Source organism: Shewanella sp. GutDb-MelDb (genome assembly GCF_002836075.1).
Lineage (GTDB): Bacteria > Pseudomonadota > Gammaproteobacteria > Enterobacterales > Shewanellaceae > Shewanella.
Genome location: NZ_PJBM01000243.1, coordinates 15153 through 32909 on the forward strand (window position 1 = coordinate 15153; position 17757 = coordinate 32909).

The following is a 17757-nucleotide window of genomic DNA, read 5'->3' on the forward strand; positions in this document are numbered from 1 at the left end:
CGACATAATGTAATCTGTTCCTCACCCAGTATCACCTTTTGCAAGCCTTTTTAAGGCTTGCTTTTTTTTGCCTCGAAATCCATATTTAACAGACCTTCCTCTACTCGGTCATCGCTGATGGACATTACTCATCTTGAACAGCTTAGTGCTGAAACACTGCTAGGGATCGTCAACGAAAAGTTGCGCTTAACCTGTGCAGATCAAGCCGCACTCTTTTATGAACTCGATATCGATAAACGGTTATTAGAGTCTAAACTTGCCGACATAGGCTTTCACTATAGTGCGCTAAGCAATCAATATCGAAACCTAAAATAGACGATAAAGCGCAAGGCCCTATCGTCTATTGATATGGAATTGAATATCACTGTGCTACCAGTGCGACTCTATATTTTATAAGCAGCTATTTAAGCGGACTATTTATGCCAAGTCGGGTCTGTCCTTACGGCTATAACGATACACCAATGCGTAAAGCACAGGCAAAATCACTAAGGTCAATAACGTCGATGAGATAATACCGCCAATCACGACGGTAGCTAAAGGTCGTTGCACCTCAGCGCCAGTACCAACATTAAGCGCCATCGGCACAAAACCAAGACTTGCCACCAGCGCCGTCATCATCACCGGTCTAAGGCGTTGACTCGCCCCTTGCTTAATCGCCTCAATGAGCTCTAGACCTTGCTGTTTAAGCTCCTTAATAAAGCTCAACATCACCACACCATTGAGAACTGCAATCCCCGATAGCGCAATAAAGCCAACCGCTGCCGATATTGATAATGGCATATCACGCAGAACCAATGCCAGCACGCCGCCAGTGAGTGCTAAGGGCACACCACTGAAGATGATCAGCGAATCACGAACAGAGCCAAAGGCACTGTATAATAAGCCGAAAATTAACAGTAACGTCAACGGTACCAAGATCATTAAACGGTTTGAAGCCGATTCTAACTGCTCAAAGGTGCCACCATATTCACTCCAATAACCACTAGGGAGTGCGAGTTGCTCGGACATCACTTGCTTAGTATCTTCAATAAACGAACCTAAGTCGCGGCCATCAACGTTAGCGGTCACCACCACGTGGCGCTTGCCACTTTGACGATTGATCTGGTTGGGGCCAATTTTGAATTTAAGTTCAGCAACCTCTCCAAGTGGAACATAACTTAAATCAGGATTTAACTCCGTTGGCAGCGCTATCGGGATATTGGCGAGCTTGTCGAGATCTTGGCTGATGCTATCCGCCATTCTGACGACTAATTTAAAACGCCTGTCACCTTCATAGATAAGACCAACGGGCACACCAGAGACAGCTGTTTGCAACGCTTGCTGTACATCAACAATGGTCAAACCTAGCAGCGCTAAATGGTCGCGGTTGGGCTCGACAGATAATGTTGGCAGACCGGACATCTGCTCAACGCGGACATCTGTTGCACCATCAATACCTTGGAATAATCCCACAGCGCGATCACCGGCATCTTTTAAGGTATCCAGATCATCTCCATAGATCCTTAATGCCACATCCGCGCGCACACCAGCAATGAGCTCATTAAAGCGCATCTCAATCGGCTGGGTAAACTCATAGTTATTACCCGGTACCTGCTCAACATGCTCGCGCAGCTCGTCAATGAACTGCGCCTTGGTTTTACTTGGATCTGCCCACTCCGAACGCGGTTTGATGATCAAAATAGTATCAGCAACACTTGGTGGCATAGGATCGGTCGCCACCTCGGGAGTACCGACTTTAGAGAACACTCGCTGCACTTCATCTAACTCGCCGATGATAATTTCGAGCTTTTTCTGCATCTCAATTGATTGCTCAAGCCCGGTGCCAGTGATGCGCATGGCATGCATGGCAATATCACCTTCATCGAGTTTAGGTAAGAACTCTGAACCTAATCGACTGAGCTGTACGCTTGTGACAACGATAAGGACAACCGCGCCAGCAAGAATGATGAAAGGACGTTTAAGCGAGAAAAACAGCACTGGCTCGTAAGCTTTACGTGCACTTGCCATCAACCAGTTTTCTTTCTCGTTCACTTTGCCTTTAACGAATATGGCAATTGCTGCAGGGACAAAAGTCACTGAAAACAGTAATGCACCAATAAGCGCTGCAACCACGGTAAAGGCCATTGGGTGGAACATCTTACCTTCTACGCCATTAAGGGCGAAAATCGGCAAGTACACCAACATAATGATCAATACACCGAATACTGCCGGACGAAACACCTCTTTAGTGGCGTCAAAAACCACTTTTATGCGCTCTTCCAGTACCAATAATCGACCGTGTTGATGTTGTGCCATGCCTAATCGGCGCAGCGCATTTTCAACAATAATCACCGCACCATCAACAATGATGCCGAAATCAATGGCGCCAAGGCTCATCAAGTTGCCTGAGACTCGATTAGCTGTCATCCCCGTAATGGCAAACAACATACTCAGAGGAATAACCAATGCCGCTATCAAGGCTGCGCGGAAGTTACCTAGCAGTGCAAACAACACCACAATAACTAACACAGCGCCTTCAAATAGGTTTTTCTGTACTGTTGTTATCGCTTTGTCCACTAAAGTGGTGCGATCGTAAACCGCTTCAGCAACAATACCCTGTGGCAGACTCGCATTAACCAGTTTAAGCTTTTCGCCAACTTCTTTGGCAACAACGCGGCTGTTCTCGCCGAGCAACATAAACGCGGTACCGAGCACGGTTTCTTCGCCGTCTTGGCTAGCAGCGCCTGTTCGTAGTTGCTTACCGTAAAAGACCTCAGCCACATCACCAATACGCACTGGAGCGTCATCACGTTTGGTGACTACCACTTGGCGAATTGATTGCAAATCTTTGAGCTGACCTGGTGAACGAACGAGCCACTGCTCACCACTGCGCTCGATATAACCTGCGCCAGCATTACGATTATTAAGCTCTAATGCCTTGATGACATCATTGATGGTCACTTTATAAGCCAGCAACTTTGCTGGATCTGGCGCGACTTGGTACTCACGCTCATAACCGCCGAGGCTGTTAATCTCTGTCACGCCCTTAACTTTGACCAGCTGTGGACGAATGATCCAGTCTTGAATGGTGCGTAAGTCTTCTGCGTTATATTCGCTGCCGTCCTCTTTTAGCGCACCGTCGAGTGCCCGAATAGAGTAAGTAAACACTTCTCCTAAACCACTGCTCACAGGTCCAAGTGCAGGCTCTGCCTCAACAGGCAATTCACTGCGCACGCCTTGCAGGCGCTCGGTGATCTGCTGACGAGCCCAATAGATATCAGTGCCCTCTTCAAAAATCACCGTGACTTGCGATAACCCATAGCGAGAGATTGAACGGGTGTAAGACAGGCTTGGGATCCCAGCCATGGCATTTTCAATCACATAGGTCAGCCGCTGCTCAGATTCGAGCGGTGAGTAACCAGAGATGGCCGTATTAATTTGTACTTGTACGTTAGTAATGTCAGGCACTGCATCAATCGGCAGCTTAAAGGTGTTATAAACACCCAGCGCGGCAATGAACAGTGTCATTGCTAATACCAGTAATCGCCGTTTGAGGGCGAAAGAGATAATTGTATCCATATCAGTTCGTCCTTAGTGTACGTGCTTTGCAGCGTTTTTCATGATGTCAGCTTTCAACAAATAGCTATTCTCGGTGACGTACTCGGCATTCGCCTCAAGCCCATCGAGCACCTCAACAAATTCGCCATCGGTCTCGCCTAATGTCAGCAAACGCACTTCGAAGGTATTACCGTATTTAACAAACACTGCCGGTTTGTCCATGAAAGTTTGCAATGCATCAGCGCGCACCGCTAAAGGCACTTGCTTGGTACGTGTCTCGATGTTGGCTTGAATATGCATGCCTGGACGCCAATGGCCCTCAGGGTTAGCAATAACGGCACGCACTCTGGCAATATGACCACCGGTCATTACTGGTGCAATATAACTAATAGTGCTGCTGGCACGGCCTTCACTGTGAGCCTCTTCACTATTACTATGGTCGTCATCACCAATCGTAACAGCCTGCCCTAACGCGATTCTGCTTAAGTTTTTTGGAAACGCCGACATATCAATCCACACGCTCGAAAGGTCGCTAATTTGCAGCAGTGCTTGATTAAAAGTACTGTCGCCAACCGCTAACATTTGTGCGGTCACTTGGCCATTCGCAGGACTTTTTACACCGTAACCTTGTAAGGTTGCTGAGTTACGAACCGTGGCAATCACTTGGCCTTTAACGACGGTATCGCCAATAGTGACATTGAGTTGCTCAATCACCCCGGTATAGGGCGCAGAGACACTAAACTGCTTATCTGAAATGGGGGCTATCACACCAAAAAGTCTATCAACAAAGGTAAGTTTTGCTGGCGCACTGAAGCCTGTTTTTACACCTGACAATGCCAGTAAACGGTCATTAATAGTGACTCGCCCCATATGATTCTCATAGTGAAAATCATATGTTTCACCTTTGAAGCTCGCGTCTATTTCAACATCAAAAGAGTGTGGTTCACTGACGCTTTTATCGCTGACAAGGTACATCTCTTCAGCTACAAAACTCACACTGTCGATAACGCCTCCCAAACGGGTTAACGATGCCGATAAAGCAACCTTTTCAGGGGACACTGGCTTGCCTTTATAAAAAGCGTAAACCCGCATCTCTGGTGGGATCCCAGATTCAGCCATGGTGATTTCTAAGGCGAAGTCATCATGTTTGAGCAAACGACCACCGTGTGGGCCTTCTTCATCATCATGGTGCTCCTCCTCTTCTTCATGGCCGTGTTCACCGCTAGCTTGAGCCGCATTGAACGGAATAAAAGCACCCGCAGCCAGTATCGATAGAGACATTGCGGCGGCAATGAGTTTTGCTTGTAATGCGTTAACATTGATATTCATTATTTATTTTCCATTGCCACAACAGGCTTAATATTGGTGTTTGCAACCGTCATTGATTGCCCTGTGATCCGCTCTATCGCTAACAGCTCCAGATAAACGGCTGTTTTAGCTTCAATCAACTCTCGTTCAATACTAAAGAGCTCAGATTGAGCATCAGCAAGCTGCAGCACATTGGCTTGTCCTGTTTGGTAGGCGGTTTGCGTGTGGGAAAGTAACTGTTTGGCCAGTGGTAACACTTGCACCTTGAGCTGTTGCACTTGTTTGGCGTTGTTAACCATAGACTGATGCAGCTCTAACAAGGTCAGTCTTAACTGATCTCTGGCTAAGCGTTGTTGCTCGTTGGCTTTGTCTTCTTCAGCTTTAGCCGCCAGAATATTGCCTTCATTAGGGTTTGAGAATTGCAGCGGCATTGAGAAGTTAACCATTAACGCACCGTCATCAAAGCCGTCGTAGCTTTTAAGACCTACGCCAACGGTTATATCGGCATTCGCTTTTGATTCTTCCATACGACGCTTGGCGATGAGCATGCGTTTAACACTGAGCAACTGTAAATATTGCGGCGCAGTTTCGATGGCATTGAGCACACTCGCAGCGGTCGGCAGTATATGCAGCGAATTAAGCTCGTCATTAGCCATTGAGAACTGAACATCGCTCGACCACATTGCCGCTAGCCTTTGTTTAGCGACATTAAAGTCGCCTGCAATACGTTGCTTTATCACCTTTGAGCGCGATAACCGCAGCTGCATTTTACTGACGTCGGCTTGAATAACAGCGCCCGCTTTAGCGCGGGTTTGAATCGCTTGCAGTGACTTATGCTCCAGTTGGATTCGACGTTCAATCCACTGCTGTAACGCTTGTAGTCGCAATAACTGGTAATAGCGTTCGGTCGTTTGCGCCAGCACCTCTAACCGCAGCATTTCGTACTGGGATAATTCTTGCCTTTGATTCGCACTAGCATAATCAATGCGACGTTGGCGCTTATCCCCTAACTCAATAAGTTGGCTCAACGCTAAGGTGATCTCCGCATTGTCGACCCCTTGCATATCACCAGTACCGAGAATGTTTTCCATATTAACCGATAACTCAGGGTTAGGCGTGATCCCTGCTTGCAGCGAGAGTGCTTCACTTGCTCGAAGCGAGTATGGATAGGCTTGCAGCGAAATATTATGCAGTAAGGCTTGCTCTAATGCCCACGGTAACTGGATACCATTGTCAGCCGTTGTGGCATCAGTATCCTGTTGTTGTGGTTTGGATGCTGCCATGCTTTGAGCGCTATACACGCCCAAGAAACAGATAGCTAAAGTGACTAATGCCCGTTGGCATGCCACTAAGAAGATATTTATATATCTCATCACGAGATTAAACTCCTGTGAATTCAGTCAATAGATATTGCCACTGCAATAACATGCAGCGCTCAACAGCGTATTGGCTTATTGACTTGAGCAGAGGTATGGCAAGGTAATGTACGTTAGTAAACGCCTTGGTAATCCATCATCAGTAAACAAAGGTTAACTTGAAATGGTTTTACACAAAGGCACACAGCGCACGACACACTCGATGACCTAATGACTCAAAATTGATTTAATGAAATGGAACAGGAATTAACAGTACGGAGGAGGAATGGGTGGCGCGTAGCTTCTGTCTTGATAGCTAATAAGGAACTGACTCTTGTCTTTGACACCATTTGACTGGGCGAAAAAGCTCAACTGGGCAGGAGGATGGCAAGCAGTATGGAAGTCGTTATCATGTTCATCTTGATCACTCACTTCGACCATATGGCTGCAGTTGTTAACGCCTGTGTGACAGCAGTCTTGTTGCAGTTCTTGCGCCAAACTGTTTTCTAAGTGATGAGGCTCACTGAGACTCATCTCTGCATAGTGAAGCTCAGTGCTGTGAAGGTCTGCAGCTACACAAGTGGGAAATAATTGCGACACAAATACCACCAGTAATAAAACTAGTGTCAATTTAGACTGAAACATCTGCATTGATAAATGTGAGTTAAACAACCATATTCCTAAAAGCTAAAACAGATTAACTAATGACTTACTTATTAACGGCAGATGATAACCGCTTTTATCTCAGGTAAATAGTGCTCAAGGCAAAACATTTAAAAAACATGACCGCGGTCTAAAGCATTGATAGCCGTCAACATCAGCAAACCCATCCTAGGGTTAAGCTTTGCTTTTAGTCGTGCGTGGCTTATTAACCGCTTTTTTTGCCGTTGATGCTGTTTTAGTGCTCTTACGCGCGTAGGACTTCTTCTTAAACGGCGTCGGGCTTTTAACCCCTTGCAAGGCGGTGGGTAACACTGAGCCCGCTTGGGTAATTAATTCATCTAATTTGCTGATAAGCGGCTGCATAAAGGCTTGATACTGGGTTTCCTTACGGCTCATAGAATCTAAGGTATTTTCCCACAATGCCGTCATATCTGGCGTCGTTGCACTGAGCGGCAAACTATTGATCAGACCTTTGCCCACATCCGTCGCAATAATGGTTTTACCTTGTCTCACTAAAAAACTGCGCTTAAATAGAAGTTCAATTATGCCAGCACGGGTCGCTTCAGTACCCAGGCCATCGGTGTCTTTAAGGATCTTACGAATTTCAGGGTCGGTAACATAGCGGTTTATCCCCGTCATCGCACCAAGTAACGTCGCATCAGTAAAGTGCTTTGGGGGTTGAGTTTGCTTTTCCAATAACTCTCCACGTTGGCACAGTAACGATTGCCCCTGGGTTAATGGCGGTATGGTGGCTAACTCCTCGTCATCACCTTTCTCAACAGAGTTAGCGCCATTGTTAGCATTAGACTGAGCTTGTTTCAGCAACTGCTTCCAACCTATCGCATTTTCTTGTTTGGCTTTGGTCTTAAATAATCCACCGGCGATGACAATCTCTACCACTGTTTCTTTATAGAGATACGCAGGATAAAACTGCATTAAATATTGCCGCGCAACTTGCAAATAAATCTGCTTTTCAGCTGGACTGAGGCTAGCTAAGTTGGCGACTTTCTCTGTGGGAATTATCGCATGGTGGGCATCGACCTTTTTATCATTCCACGCTTTTGACTTAAGTTTAGCATTGGGTGCATCAATGCCTTGCGTCAGCTCTGCTGCACCTTTATTAACCGTCGCGATGACGCTAGGCGCCATCGCGTGTTGCTCTGCAGGCAAATAACGGCTGTCTGAACGAGGATAGGTGATCAGTTTATGACGTTCATATAACGACTGACAGGTATCTAGTACCGTTTTAGCGCTCATGCCGAAGCGTTTAGCGGCATCAATTTGTAATGAAGATAGATTGTAAGGCAACGGTGCATTTAATTTTTTATCTTGCGCCGTGACTTTTTCAACCGTGCCATTTTTGCCGGTTATACGCCCGACCACGTTCTGCGCGAGGCCTTTGGATAGCACTCGCCCATCTTCGTCCATATAAGGCTCACACGCCTCACTGGGTTGCCATTTGGCGGTAAATGCTTGTTGAGCGTCTGTGGTTAGATGCGCCACAACCTCATAGAATGGTTTTGATACAAAATCGTTAATCTCTTCATCACGCCTGACCACTAACCCCAATAACGGGGTTTGTACTCGTCCAACGGAGAGCACGCCTTGATAACCGACTTTACGACCTTGGATGGTGTAAGCCCGAGTCATGTTCATCCCATAAAGCCAGTCAGCGCGAGAGCGCGCTAAGGCTGAAGTCGACAATGGGATAAACTCACGATTTGAGCGTAATTGCCCTAAGGCACGAGTCACGGCTTGGGGATTTAAGTCGCTGATGAGCAGCCGTTTGGCTTGCTGTAACTTAGCGCCTTTAACACCTAAGTGAGCAATGATCTCGTCGACCAACAGCTGGCCTTCTCTATCAGGATCGCCGGCATTCACCAGTTGAGTCGCCTCTTTAACCAGCCCTCTCAGCACGGCTATTTGACCACGCATCTTATATTTTGGCTTCATCTTCCACACATCTGGCACTATCGGAAGATGTTCAAACTTCCAAGACTTATATTCTGGCGAATACGCATCTGGCTCTGCTTGCTCTAATAAATGTCCAACGCACCAGGAAACACAGTCACCATTCGCAGCACGTATAAAGCCCTCGCCTTTTTTTAACGGTTTAGGTAACACGTCGGCGATGGCTCTACCAAGACTGGGTTTTTCTGCAATATATAAGATCATCGGTGTACATTTACTATCACTGTATAAATTAACAGTAACTGTAACCTGAGGGGAGCATAGGTGCAATAAAAAGCCAGCTAACTGCTCAAAGATTGTAAAGTTTATTGCGAACGATTCTCATTTGAGCTTTAATCTTTACTCTACTTCGGAGGAACGATAATGTTGACGACGCTAAGCAACCCAGCAACAAGACTCGACAGGTTACTGCTCTATCACTTTCTACTCGTGACTGCTTGGGTCATCTTATGCGCCCCGCTATTAGCGCAAAGCCCGAGTGTCGAACCATTAGTGTTGAGTAGTTTGGTCATTTTTCTTACCAGCATCAGCACCCTGATTGGCTTGAAAATGGCACATGGGTTCAGCAGAAATACCTATTCTTTGTTGTTTATCAGCTGGATGGCTGTTTGGGTAACTCAGCTGTTTAGCTTTTAATACCAATGCACTAAGTATTTGACCCATTCAGAGCGCCGACGTTTAAAGCAAATGGCGAAGCCCTTTACGACTAAATGGTCTATTTTGTTCCATACAAAATAAGACATTCCCATCCTATATGGCGGTCAAGCGCAGGAGGTACGAGTCCACGGATGGACGGAGGTAGAATAATGCAGCTGCAATTATCGAGAGTCATGCATGGAGCAATTACCGAGGATGCTAGAGCCGAGAATTACGATTAGCTTCAATCCCCCATCTTGCCTACAGGGCTTTGAATTCCCGCGAATGGTCAAACTTTTAATGCAATTGGTATAAGTTCTATTTACGGCATAAAAAAGCCGAGCTATTGCTCGGCTTTTTTGTCAAAGATCTAGATTAACTTATGGATGGCAAACGTTATGCATCTCTAAGTTAGTACCAACATCTTTGCTGCGATTAGCTTTGGCATCATCGTTACGAAGCTGGGTAATATAATCTAAGTATTCTTGGTTAACGTCATTGGTGACATATTTGCCGTCGAATACCGATGTTTCAAAACGCTTAATGGCGGGGTTTTCTTGGCGCACCGCTGCGATCAGATCAGGCAACGACTGGAAAATCATGCCGTCTGCGCCAATTAGCTTAGTGATCTCTTCAACATCACGACCGTGAGCAATAAGCTCGTTAGTGGTCGGCATATCGATTCCGTAAACGTTAGGGAAACGAATTTCTGGTGCCGCAGAAGCAAAGTATACTTTCTTAGCGCCAGCATCGCGTGCCATCTGAATGATCTGCTCAGAGGTTGTACCACGAACAATAGAGTCATCAACCAGCAATACGTTCTTATCTTTGAATTCGGCTTTAATCGCATTTAATTTACGACGAACCGACTTCTTACGCTCTTGTTGCCCTGGCATAATAAAGGTACGACCGATATAACGGTTCTTTACGAAGCCTTGACGATATGGAAGGTCCATATTACGTGCGATTTCTAGTGCAATATCACAAGATGTTTCCGGGATGGGTATAACCACATCAATATCATGATCTTCCCACTCTTTCTTGATCTTCTCGCCCAGCATAGTCCCCATGTTAACACGGCTGCTATACACAGAAACATTATCAATAGTGGAGTCAGGACGCGCGAAATAGACAAATTCGAAAATACACGGTGCATAGCTTGGAGTATGCGCACATTGACGGGTAAACAACTCACCTTCTAGGGTAATGTAAACCGCTTCACCAGGTGCTACATCGCGCATAAACTCGAAACCAACCGCATCCAGCGCAACGCTTTCAGAAGCAACCATGTACTCAGTACCGGTTTCAGTTTCATGCTTACCAATCACTAATGGTCGAATGCCAAATGGGTCTCTAAATGCCATTAAACCTTGGCCGATGACCATAGCGACGACAGCATAAGCACCACGTGTAAGCTCATGTACTTTAGTGATCGCATTGAACACTTCATCAGAAGTGAGATGTTGCGTTGTAGTATGTTGCAACTCATCGGCAATCAAGTTTAATAACACTTCTGAATCAGAAGTCGTATTAACATGGCGACGTTGCTTGAGAAGACGCTCATGCAGCTCAACCGTATTGGTTAAGTTACCGTTATGCGCTAATGAAATACCAAAAGGTGAGTTAACATAAAATGGCTGAGCTTCAGATGCACTAGAGCTCCCTGCCGTAGGGTAACGCACATGACCGATACCTGCATTTCCCTGCAAGCGTTGCATATGCTTTGGCTCAAATACGTCTTTGACCAAACCATTGGCTTTACGCAATCTAAACGCGTAGCCGTCTACGGTCACAATGCCAGCAGCATCCTGTCCACGATGCTGAAGCACGGTCAATGCATCATAAATGGTTTGATTAACCGATGACTGACCAACTATTCCGACAATACCACACATGGGTAAGCTTCCTCATTGTAAGATGTTCTATTATTTAAATATTTTTGCTTTAGTTAAGCTTTAACTTAGCTAAAGGCCAAATAATGCTTTAGTGCATTTTATATTTTAGGTACAAAGCTTGAGGTATTTTCCAGGTAGTCAAAGAACCACTGGATCACAACTCCAAATTCGGGCACAAGCGTTGAACTCTGCCACCAATCTGCATTGGGCGCTCCGGTAAAAGCATCCAAGAAAAATAGTATTGCGCTTACGATGAGTGCGCCTCGAAGCGCACCAAAACACAAGCCAAGCACTCTATCAGTGCCAGACAAACCGGTCTTTGAGACCAATTGGCCAATTAAATAGTTAACTAATGCACCCAGAATGAGTGTTGAGACAAATAGAATAGCGACTGCGACGCCATTACGAACGAGTTCATCTTGTATCTGAGTAAGATAAGTGGCGAGTTTGAGGTAAAACTGACTGGCGATGAAAAATGCGGAAAACCACACGACGAGAGACATCGCCTCTATTACAAAGCCTCGTACTAAACTGATCAACGTAGACAGTCCAATAACGATTATTATGGCGTAATCAATCCAAACCATTGAAGAGTATATCCGGCATAGGGGTTAAGACGGCGCGATTCTAACAGAGACAGAGTTATTTCACACGCTTTAGGCACGAAATAACTATTTCTCGGATAAGGACAATCACACCTTGTTATTTTTCGACGGGGTTGTACGCCACGATGCGGCCTTTCAACTTCGTCAGCTTTTCAATATCAGCCTGCATTACGACTAATTTTTCTTTTGAAATATTCGGTCCAACAAACACTTTGGTTAGCTGGCCATCAATGGGTTTCGTCGGCAAGGTATAAGCGGTCAAGCCATTGCTACGTAAGCGTTTAACTAAAGCCTGTACATTAGCGGCATTGTTAAAACTACCCAGCTGAATTGTCCACGCACTGGCGTTAGACGCCGCCACTTTTTTACTCGCTGTGGCAACGGAGCTTTCCGCTTTGACAACGGCTTTTTTTGTCTCCGTTTTAGGCTCAACGGCAACCGCTATTTGATCTTGTTTTTGTGCTGGCTCAATTTGCCAGCTGTCATCACCATTTGAAGTCGCTGACACTTCATTATTGAGCTCTAACGTTCCAATGGTTTGCTGCGGTAACGCTGCGTCTTCGACCTTAGGTCGTAACGGGATCTCGGCAAACTGTTCTTCTTGACGCTGTTTTTTACCGTCAAGAATATCGGGTAAAAAAATGACTCCTAACGCGACAATGACAATCACACCTACTAGACGATTTTGAAAATGACTAGACAAAACTCTCTCCCTTTAGTAACTCTTTAAAACCGGCCACGGTGTAAAATGAACCGAACACAATAACCATATCGTCGGCTTTAGCATCTTGTTTAACAGCATCCCAGGCCGCGCTTATATTCGCAAAGCAACTCGCTTGGCTATCGGCGGGTAACAACGCTTTTAACGCCAACGCCGTTGAGCCACGTGCAACATTTAAATCAATAAGATACCAATGCGTGATGTCTAATGACAACTCAGCCAATACAGCTAAAGCATCTTTATCCTTTAACATGCCACAAATAGCAAATAAGCGCTGCTTATTGATTTTTTTTAATCGAGAACGTAAATACTTTGCGGCATGAGGATTGTGTGCCACATCAACCATCACTGATGGCTTATCACAGACATGCTCTAAACGCCCAGCAAGCTGAGTCTTGCCGACAGCATCAGCAATATAAGCTTTATCGATTTCAGGACATAAATGCTCTAGTACCGCAATGGCAGTTGCTGCATTGGGTTGCGGTAACGTTGGCAATGGCAAGGAACTCAATTCGAAAAGTTGACCGCTATAGTGCCAATCTGATTCATCACACTGATAACTAAACTCATGACCAACGCGGTACAGGTCGGCCGAAATGCTTTGTGCATAGTCAATCAGGGTTGACGGGCAATCTGGCTCACCCACAATTGCAGGTCGCCCCGCTCTAAATATACCTGCTTTTTCGGCTGCCACTAATGCGCGCGTGTCGCCTAAATACTCTTGATGGTCAAGGTCTATCGAGGTGACGACGCTAATATCGGCGTCAATAATGTTAGTCGCATCGAGTCGTCCGCCTAAGCCCACTTCGAGTAAAATCACATCGAGATGTTCACGCTTAAACAGCACCAGTCCTGCGAGTGTTGCGTATTCAAAGAAACTTAACGAAATCTCAGCACGAGCGGCTTCGATAGCTTCAAATGCACTAACAAGTGCTTCATCTGTGGCATCAATGCCATTGATCCTAACTCGCTCATTGTATTTGAGTAAATGGGGTGAGCTGTATACCCCTACCGTTTTACCCGTCTGCTGCAACGCCGCTTCTATCATGGCGCAGGTCGTCCCCTTGCCATTAGTACCCGCAACGGTAACAACCTTAGTCGTCCCCAGTTCTGTGAGTCTTAGACGTGTCGCGACCTCAGATACGCGTTCAAGACCCATATCGATTTCAGTTGGATGAATCGCCAACAGATAATCGAGCCAATATTTCAATGAGGCTTGTGCTTTGGGGGCTAGAGGCTTCATGGATTCAATCACAGCGTTAGTCCAACATAAATAGCGGGCCTAGGGCCAACTTAGGCAATTCGAATTGGTCCGGATAAGTCACATCAACCAGATACAAACCATTAGGTTTTGCTGTGGCTGCTGCTTTGGATCTGTCTTTCAATGCGAGCAAGGTATTAACCCATTCAGCTTGCTGCTTACCTTTACCAATCTCAAGTAAGGTGCCAACAATATTACGTACCATGTGATGTAAGAAGGCATTGGCTTTGATATCAACACAGATATACATACCTTGGCGAGTCACATTCACTTCATGTACTTTGCGAAATGGTGTTTTTGACTGGCATTGAAGTGCTCTAAAACTGGTAAAGTCATGTTCACCGACAAATAGCTGCGCCGCTTGGTGCATCTTGTTCTCATCAATTTCGCCACGGTAATGGCTAACGCCACTTCTTAAAATGCCCGGACGTAATTGGTGGTTATAAATCATATAGCGGTAGCGTCTTGCGGTCGCCGAAAAACGAGCATGAAACTCGTCATCCACGACTTTTACCCAACGCACTGCGACATTATCAGGTAAATTAACATTTACCCCTAATGTCCAAGCTGTATCTTTGCGGATAGCATTCGTTTCAAAATGCACCACTTGGCCAGTTGCATGCACGCCAGTATCCGTTCTTCCCGCACATTGGACCGTAATAGGTTCATTCGCAACAATAGAGAGCGCTTTCTCTAACTGGGCTTGCACAGAGTCGACATCGAGTTGGCGTTGCCACCCGAAATACTGACTACCATCATACTCTATACCTAACGCAACCCGCATCACACACCTCTTAACTCGGTTCAACTATGTTTGAACGACAACGTCAAAAAGATTAATCGACAGTATCGCTAAACGAAATCATTTAATAGGCGGCGATTCTAGCATAACAGTGCCAAACGATAAGCATAAAAAAGGCGCCTTAAGCGCCGTTTTTAACTGATTATTTTACACTAACTCTTTTATCAATCCTGCCGCTTCTTCTTGCTGCCTTTCATTGCCATCGAGTTCAACCTCTTTAAGCAAAGCATGAGCGCTGTCATTATCATCGATTTCAATATAAGCACGCGCTAAGTCGAGTTTGGCATTGATTGAGTTTTCCGCATCATCAACGTCAACCATCGAGATATTGCCCATAAACGTATCAAGCTCGCCCATGTCGACGTCTAACTCTTTATAAAGATCCGTTTCTACACTATCTTCGTCTGCTTCATTGAGTAATCTATCGATATCAATAAAGCCGTTATCTTTTTGGAAAGACGTTAAGTCATGCTCTGGAATATGACTCGCGGAAACACTTCCTTCATTAGCATCAAGTGCGGCCAATGCTTGATCAACGGTTAGCTTGCTATCATCTTCGATGATAAACGAGTTAATGTCCTCTTCGTCTTCACCTTCGACAGCTGATGCCCCTGTTGCAGCAAGTGCACTGAGTAATTCATCATCGGTTAGTGTCGAATTGGTTAACTCAGCGGATGCTGCATCCCAATCGAGTGCTGCAGGTTCAGCTTTTTTAGTGCCTTTAAGATCATCAAAGAAACCACTGTCTTTTTCAACTTTTACGCTTGGCTCTATCGGTGTAGAAGTAAACTCAAGCATGTTGTCTGCAGCTTCTGGCTGTTCATCTACATCTATCTTGAGATCAATGCTTGAGTCGACATCAGTTTCAACATTGTTTTTGAATTCAGCAAGTTCAGTCCCATCTAGCGCAGAGGTATCAAAATCCAAGCTGAAATCAACATCGGCAGCCTCCGTCATTACACTCTTGGTCTCTTCGCTGCTATGTAACTCACTAAGAACATTATCTGCAGATGTTGCTGACAAATTAAACTCTGCCAATAAGCTATCAAGTTCACCCTCTTCAACGGGTTGCTCTGGCACTTCTGTCGCTAACTCTGCAGCAATATCATCAACTAATGCTTTTGACTCTTGCGGGAGTTGAATTGCATGTTCATCAACCGGAGCGTCTAAATCGGCGAGTAACGCATCCAGTTCATTATCTAAGTCCGCTTCATTCACGCTTATATCATCAACACCAAGATCAAGCTCGGCGGCAATTTCTAAAGGCAGCTCAAGCTCAGCAGCGATTTCGTCAGACAATGCATCAATATCGCTATCATTGGCCAATGTATCTTGCTCATCAGCTGTGATATCAAACTCTGCAAGCAGTGAGTCTAAATCATCGTTAGGAGTAACGTCTTCCTTTATCGCTGGGCTGTTGGCCGCCAGAAGCAAGTCTAGTTCATCAAGTTCAGGCTCGCGGTTAAGCGCTTCATTGGTACTATCTTCATCAAATCCCGCTAACAGTGCATCGAGAGCGTCTTCATCAGCGATTGATTCACTTTTAGTCTCTTCATCAAAGCCCGCTAGTAATACATCGAGATCGTCTTCATCAGCGATTGATTCACTTTTAGTCTCTTCATCAAAGCCCGCTAGTAATACGTCGAGATCGTCTTCATCAGCGATTGGTTCACTTTTAGTGTCTTCATCAAAGCCCGCTAGCAATGCATCGAGATCGTCTTCTTTTGCGATTTCAACCGTTTTTGGTTCTTCGTCAAAACCCGCTAACAAGGCATCAAGGTCATCTTCGTTTTCTGCCGAGGGTTGCTCTAGTGAATCAAGGGCTTCAACTTCGCCATCTTGCTCACCCATCGCCTCCGCCCACAAATCATCTAACGACTGCCCTTCATCTGCTGCCTCTTCAACCACAAATTCAGCTGAGTCGTTCAACTTTGGCTGTTCAATCTCATCCATTGAGTCAACTGAATTTTCAGCCTGCTCAGAATCTAAATGTATTGCTAAACTATCATCGGTATCAGACGCTTCATCGCTCGCAGCACTCTCAGTCAATACATCAGCGTCACTGGTTTCTGGATTAGCTTCCAAGGGGGTGTCACTGTCATTACGGCGACGGATAAACATCCAGAAAATCCCGAGCATAAGAAGCGCTGGAACCACTGCACCGAAGATCAGCAACAAGGGGTTATCCATCAAAGAGCGCCAAAGTGTTGATGTTGGTTGCTCTTTTTCTTGACTCAGTAAATCAATCTTTTCTTGCTTAGCAGTAACGTCACTCTTAAGCGCGTCATTTTCTAAATTTTTATCTTGCAACGCCTGCTTTAGCAGTGCGTTTTCTGCTTTCAACTCTGAGATCTTTTCCTGAAAGGATTCAGTATCAGTTGAGCTGATGGTAATTTCATCTGTAGCCCGAGCCAATTCATCTGTCAGTGCTAAATTAAGCGCTTCTGCTTGCTCAAGTTTATCACTGAGCGATTTAATTTCAGTGGGTGTTTTAATTGCTTTGATGACAGGTTTAGCTGTGGGTTTGACGGCGGGGGTAACCCGTTGCTTAACTATGCTCTCGGTGGGTTTCTCTTTCGTTTGCGCCGTTGACGACCAACCACGATCGTTATATTCAGCACGTTTTTTAGCATCTGTTGTTGATACCTGCTGCATGACGTCTTTTGACGGCACCAGTAAGATCATTCCGCGTTCTAAGCTATTATAATTCTTTCCGCTAAAGGCGTGAGGGTTAGCATCGAATAGTGCCGACATCACTTGATAAACCGTTACGCTATTATCCGGTTTTACAGCCTGCGCGATACTCCAAAAGGTATCAGATGATGTAGTAGGACCATATTGTCGCTTGACCGACTGAACTTGGCCTTCAGGGCCGGTGATCTTTAATGATTCTGCGACGGCAAAATTAATCGAAGGGCCAACAGTTAAGACAGTTAAAACGACGGCAAAAATGCCAACAACAAGATGTGAAGTGCGAAAATTCATCAATCCTTCCCTTTGAAG

Annotated in this window: 13 protein-coding genes; 2 read left to right on the top strand and 11 right to left on the bottom strand. The window is 45.5% G+C overall.

Going from position 1 to position 17757, the window contains the following annotated elements:
* The first annotated feature begins 117 nt into the window (after nucleotides 1–117).
* A complete protein-coding gene (locus tag CXF82_RS15795) occupies nucleotides 118–315 on the top strand; it encodes a DUF4250 domain-containing protein (protein ID WP_101091510.1) in 198 nt (65 codons plus the stop codon).
* 102 nt (nucleotides 316–417) lie between these two features.
* Here CXF82_RS15795 and CXF82_RS15800 read toward each other — a convergent pair whose 3' ends face one another.
* The 5 genes from CXF82_RS15800 to CXF82_RS15820 all read right to left on the bottom strand — a co-directional run bounded on the left by CXF82_RS15800 (nucleotide 418) and on the right by CXF82_RS15820 (nucleotide 9038).
* Complete coding sequence (locus tag CXF82_RS15800) at nucleotides 418–3558, bottom strand: efflux RND transporter permease subunit (RefSeq protein WP_102044528.1); 3141 nt, start codon at nucleotides 3556–3558, stop codon at nucleotides 418–420.
* A 12-nt stretch (nucleotides 3559–3570) separates the two neighbouring features.
* Nucleotides 3571–4866: an efflux RND transporter periplasmic adaptor subunit gene (locus CXF82_RS15805; RefSeq protein WP_102044529.1), complete on the bottom strand. Its 1296-nt coding sequence runs from the start codon at nucleotides 4864–4866 to the stop codon at nucleotides 3571–3573.
* Entirely contained in the window at nucleotides 4866–6218 is a 1353-nt protein-coding gene (locus CXF82_RS15810; RefSeq protein WP_257982802.1) for a TolC family protein, read from the bottom strand. Before CXF82_RS15810 ends, CXF82_RS15805 begins: the two co-directional genes overlap by 1 nt.
* A 249-nt stretch (nucleotides 6219–6467) precedes the next feature.
* Nucleotides 6468–6872, bottom strand: coding sequence for a hypothetical protein (locus CXF82_RS15815; protein ID WP_102038625.1), 405 nt, complete (start codon nucleotides 6870–6872; stop codon nucleotides 6468–6470).
* 165 nt (nucleotides 6873–7037) lie between these two features.
* Complete coding sequence (locus CXF82_RS15820; RefSeq protein ID WP_102044531.1) at nucleotides 7038–9038, bottom strand: DNA topoisomerase III; 2001 nt, start codon at nucleotides 9036–9038, stop codon at nucleotides 7038–7040.
* 159 nt (nucleotides 9039–9197) lie between these two features.
* Here CXF82_RS15820 and CXF82_RS15825 point away from each other — a divergent pair, with 159 nt between their 5' ends.
* Nucleotides 9198–9470, top strand: a complete 273-nt coding sequence (locus CXF82_RS15825; RefSeq protein WP_102038623.1) for a hypothetical protein — start codon at nucleotides 9198–9200, stop codon at nucleotides 9468–9470.
* A 380-nt stretch (nucleotides 9471–9850) separates the two neighbouring features.
* Here CXF82_RS15825 and purF read toward each other — a convergent pair whose 3' ends face one another.
* From purF to CXF82_RS15855, 6 genes are all read right to left on the bottom strand, one after another.
* Nucleotides 9851–11365: an amidophosphoribosyltransferase gene (purF, locus tag CXF82_RS15830; RefSeq protein ID WP_101091503.1), complete on the bottom strand. Its 1515-nt coding sequence runs from the start codon at nucleotides 11363–11365 to the stop codon at nucleotides 9851–9853.
* A gap of 98 nt (nucleotides 11366–11463) precedes the next feature.
* Nucleotides 11464–11952, bottom strand: coding sequence for a CvpA family protein (locus tag CXF82_RS15835; protein WP_101091502.1), 489 nt, complete (start codon nucleotides 11950–11952; stop codon nucleotides 11464–11466).
* A 115-nt stretch (nucleotides 11953–12067) separates the two neighbouring features.
* Nucleotides 12068–12673, bottom strand: a complete 606-nt coding sequence (locus CXF82_RS15840) for an SPOR domain-containing protein (protein ID WP_102044532.1) — start codon at nucleotides 12671–12673, stop codon at nucleotides 12068–12070.
* Nucleotides 12666–13934 carry a bifunctional tetrahydrofolate synthase/dihydrofolate synthase gene (gene folC, locus CXF82_RS15845; RefSeq protein WP_101091500.1) on the bottom strand — a complete coding sequence of 423 codons (1269 nt, stop codon included), beginning with the start codon at nucleotides 13932–13934 and terminating at the stop codon, nucleotides 12666–12668. Before folC ends, CXF82_RS15840 begins: the two co-directional genes overlap by 8 nt.
* 16 nt (nucleotides 13935–13950) lie before the next feature.
* A complete protein-coding gene (gene truA, locus CXF82_RS15850) occupies nucleotides 13951–14736 on the bottom strand; it encodes a tRNA pseudouridine(38-40) synthase TruA (protein WP_101091499.1) in 786 nt (261 codons plus the stop codon).
* Between the two features lie 165 nt (nucleotides 14737–14901).
* On the bottom strand, nucleotides 14902–17739 hold the full coding sequence (locus CXF82_RS15855; protein ID WP_102044533.1) for a FimV/HubP family polar landmark protein: 2838 nt from the start codon (nucleotides 17737–17739) through the stop codon (nucleotides 14902–14904).
* Nucleotides 17740–17757 lie beyond the last annotated feature (18 nt).

Bases quoted from the DNA above. Each gene is read 5' to 3' on its own strand.
- CXF82_RS15795 (WP_101091510.1), top strand. From the start codon at position 118: ATGGACATTACTCATCTTGAACAGCTTAGTGCTGAAACACTGCTAGGG.
- CXF82_RS15800 (WP_102044528.1), bottom strand. From the start codon at position 3,558: ATGGATACAATTATCTCTTTCGCCCTCAAACGGCGATTACTGGTATTA.
- CXF82_RS15805 (WP_102044529.1), bottom strand. From the start codon at position 4,866: ATGAATATCAATGTTAACGCATTACAAGCAAAACTCATTGCCGCCGCA.
- CXF82_RS15810 (WP_257982802.1), bottom strand. From the start codon at position 6,218: ATGAGATATATAAATATCTTCTTAGTGGCATGCCAACGGGCATTAGTC.
- CXF82_RS15820 (WP_102044531.1), bottom strand. From the start codon at position 9,038: ATGATCTTATATATTGCAGAAAAACCCAGTCTTGGTAGAGCCATCGCC.
- CXF82_RS15825 (WP_102038623.1), top strand. From the start codon at position 9,198: ATGTTGACGACGCTAAGCAACCCAGCAACAAGACTCGACAGGTTACTG.
- purF (WP_101091503.1), bottom strand. From the start codon at position 11,365: ATGTGTGGTATTGTCGGAATAGTTGGTCAGTCATCGGTTAATCAAACC.
- CXF82_RS15835 (WP_101091502.1), bottom strand. From the start codon at position 11,952: ATGGTTTGGATTGATTACGCCATAATAATCGTTATTGGACTGTCTACG.
- folC (WP_101091500.1), bottom strand. From the start codon at position 13,934: ATGAAGCCTCTAGCCCCCAAAGCACAAGCCTCATTGAAATATTGGCTC.
- truA (WP_101091499.1), bottom strand. From the start codon at position 14,736: ATGCGGGTTGCGTTAGGTATAGAGTATGATGGTAGTCAGTATTTCGGG.
- CXF82_RS15855 (WP_102044533.1), bottom strand. From the start codon at position 17,739: ATGAATTTTCGCACTTCACATCTTGTTGTTGGCATTTTTGCCGTCGTT.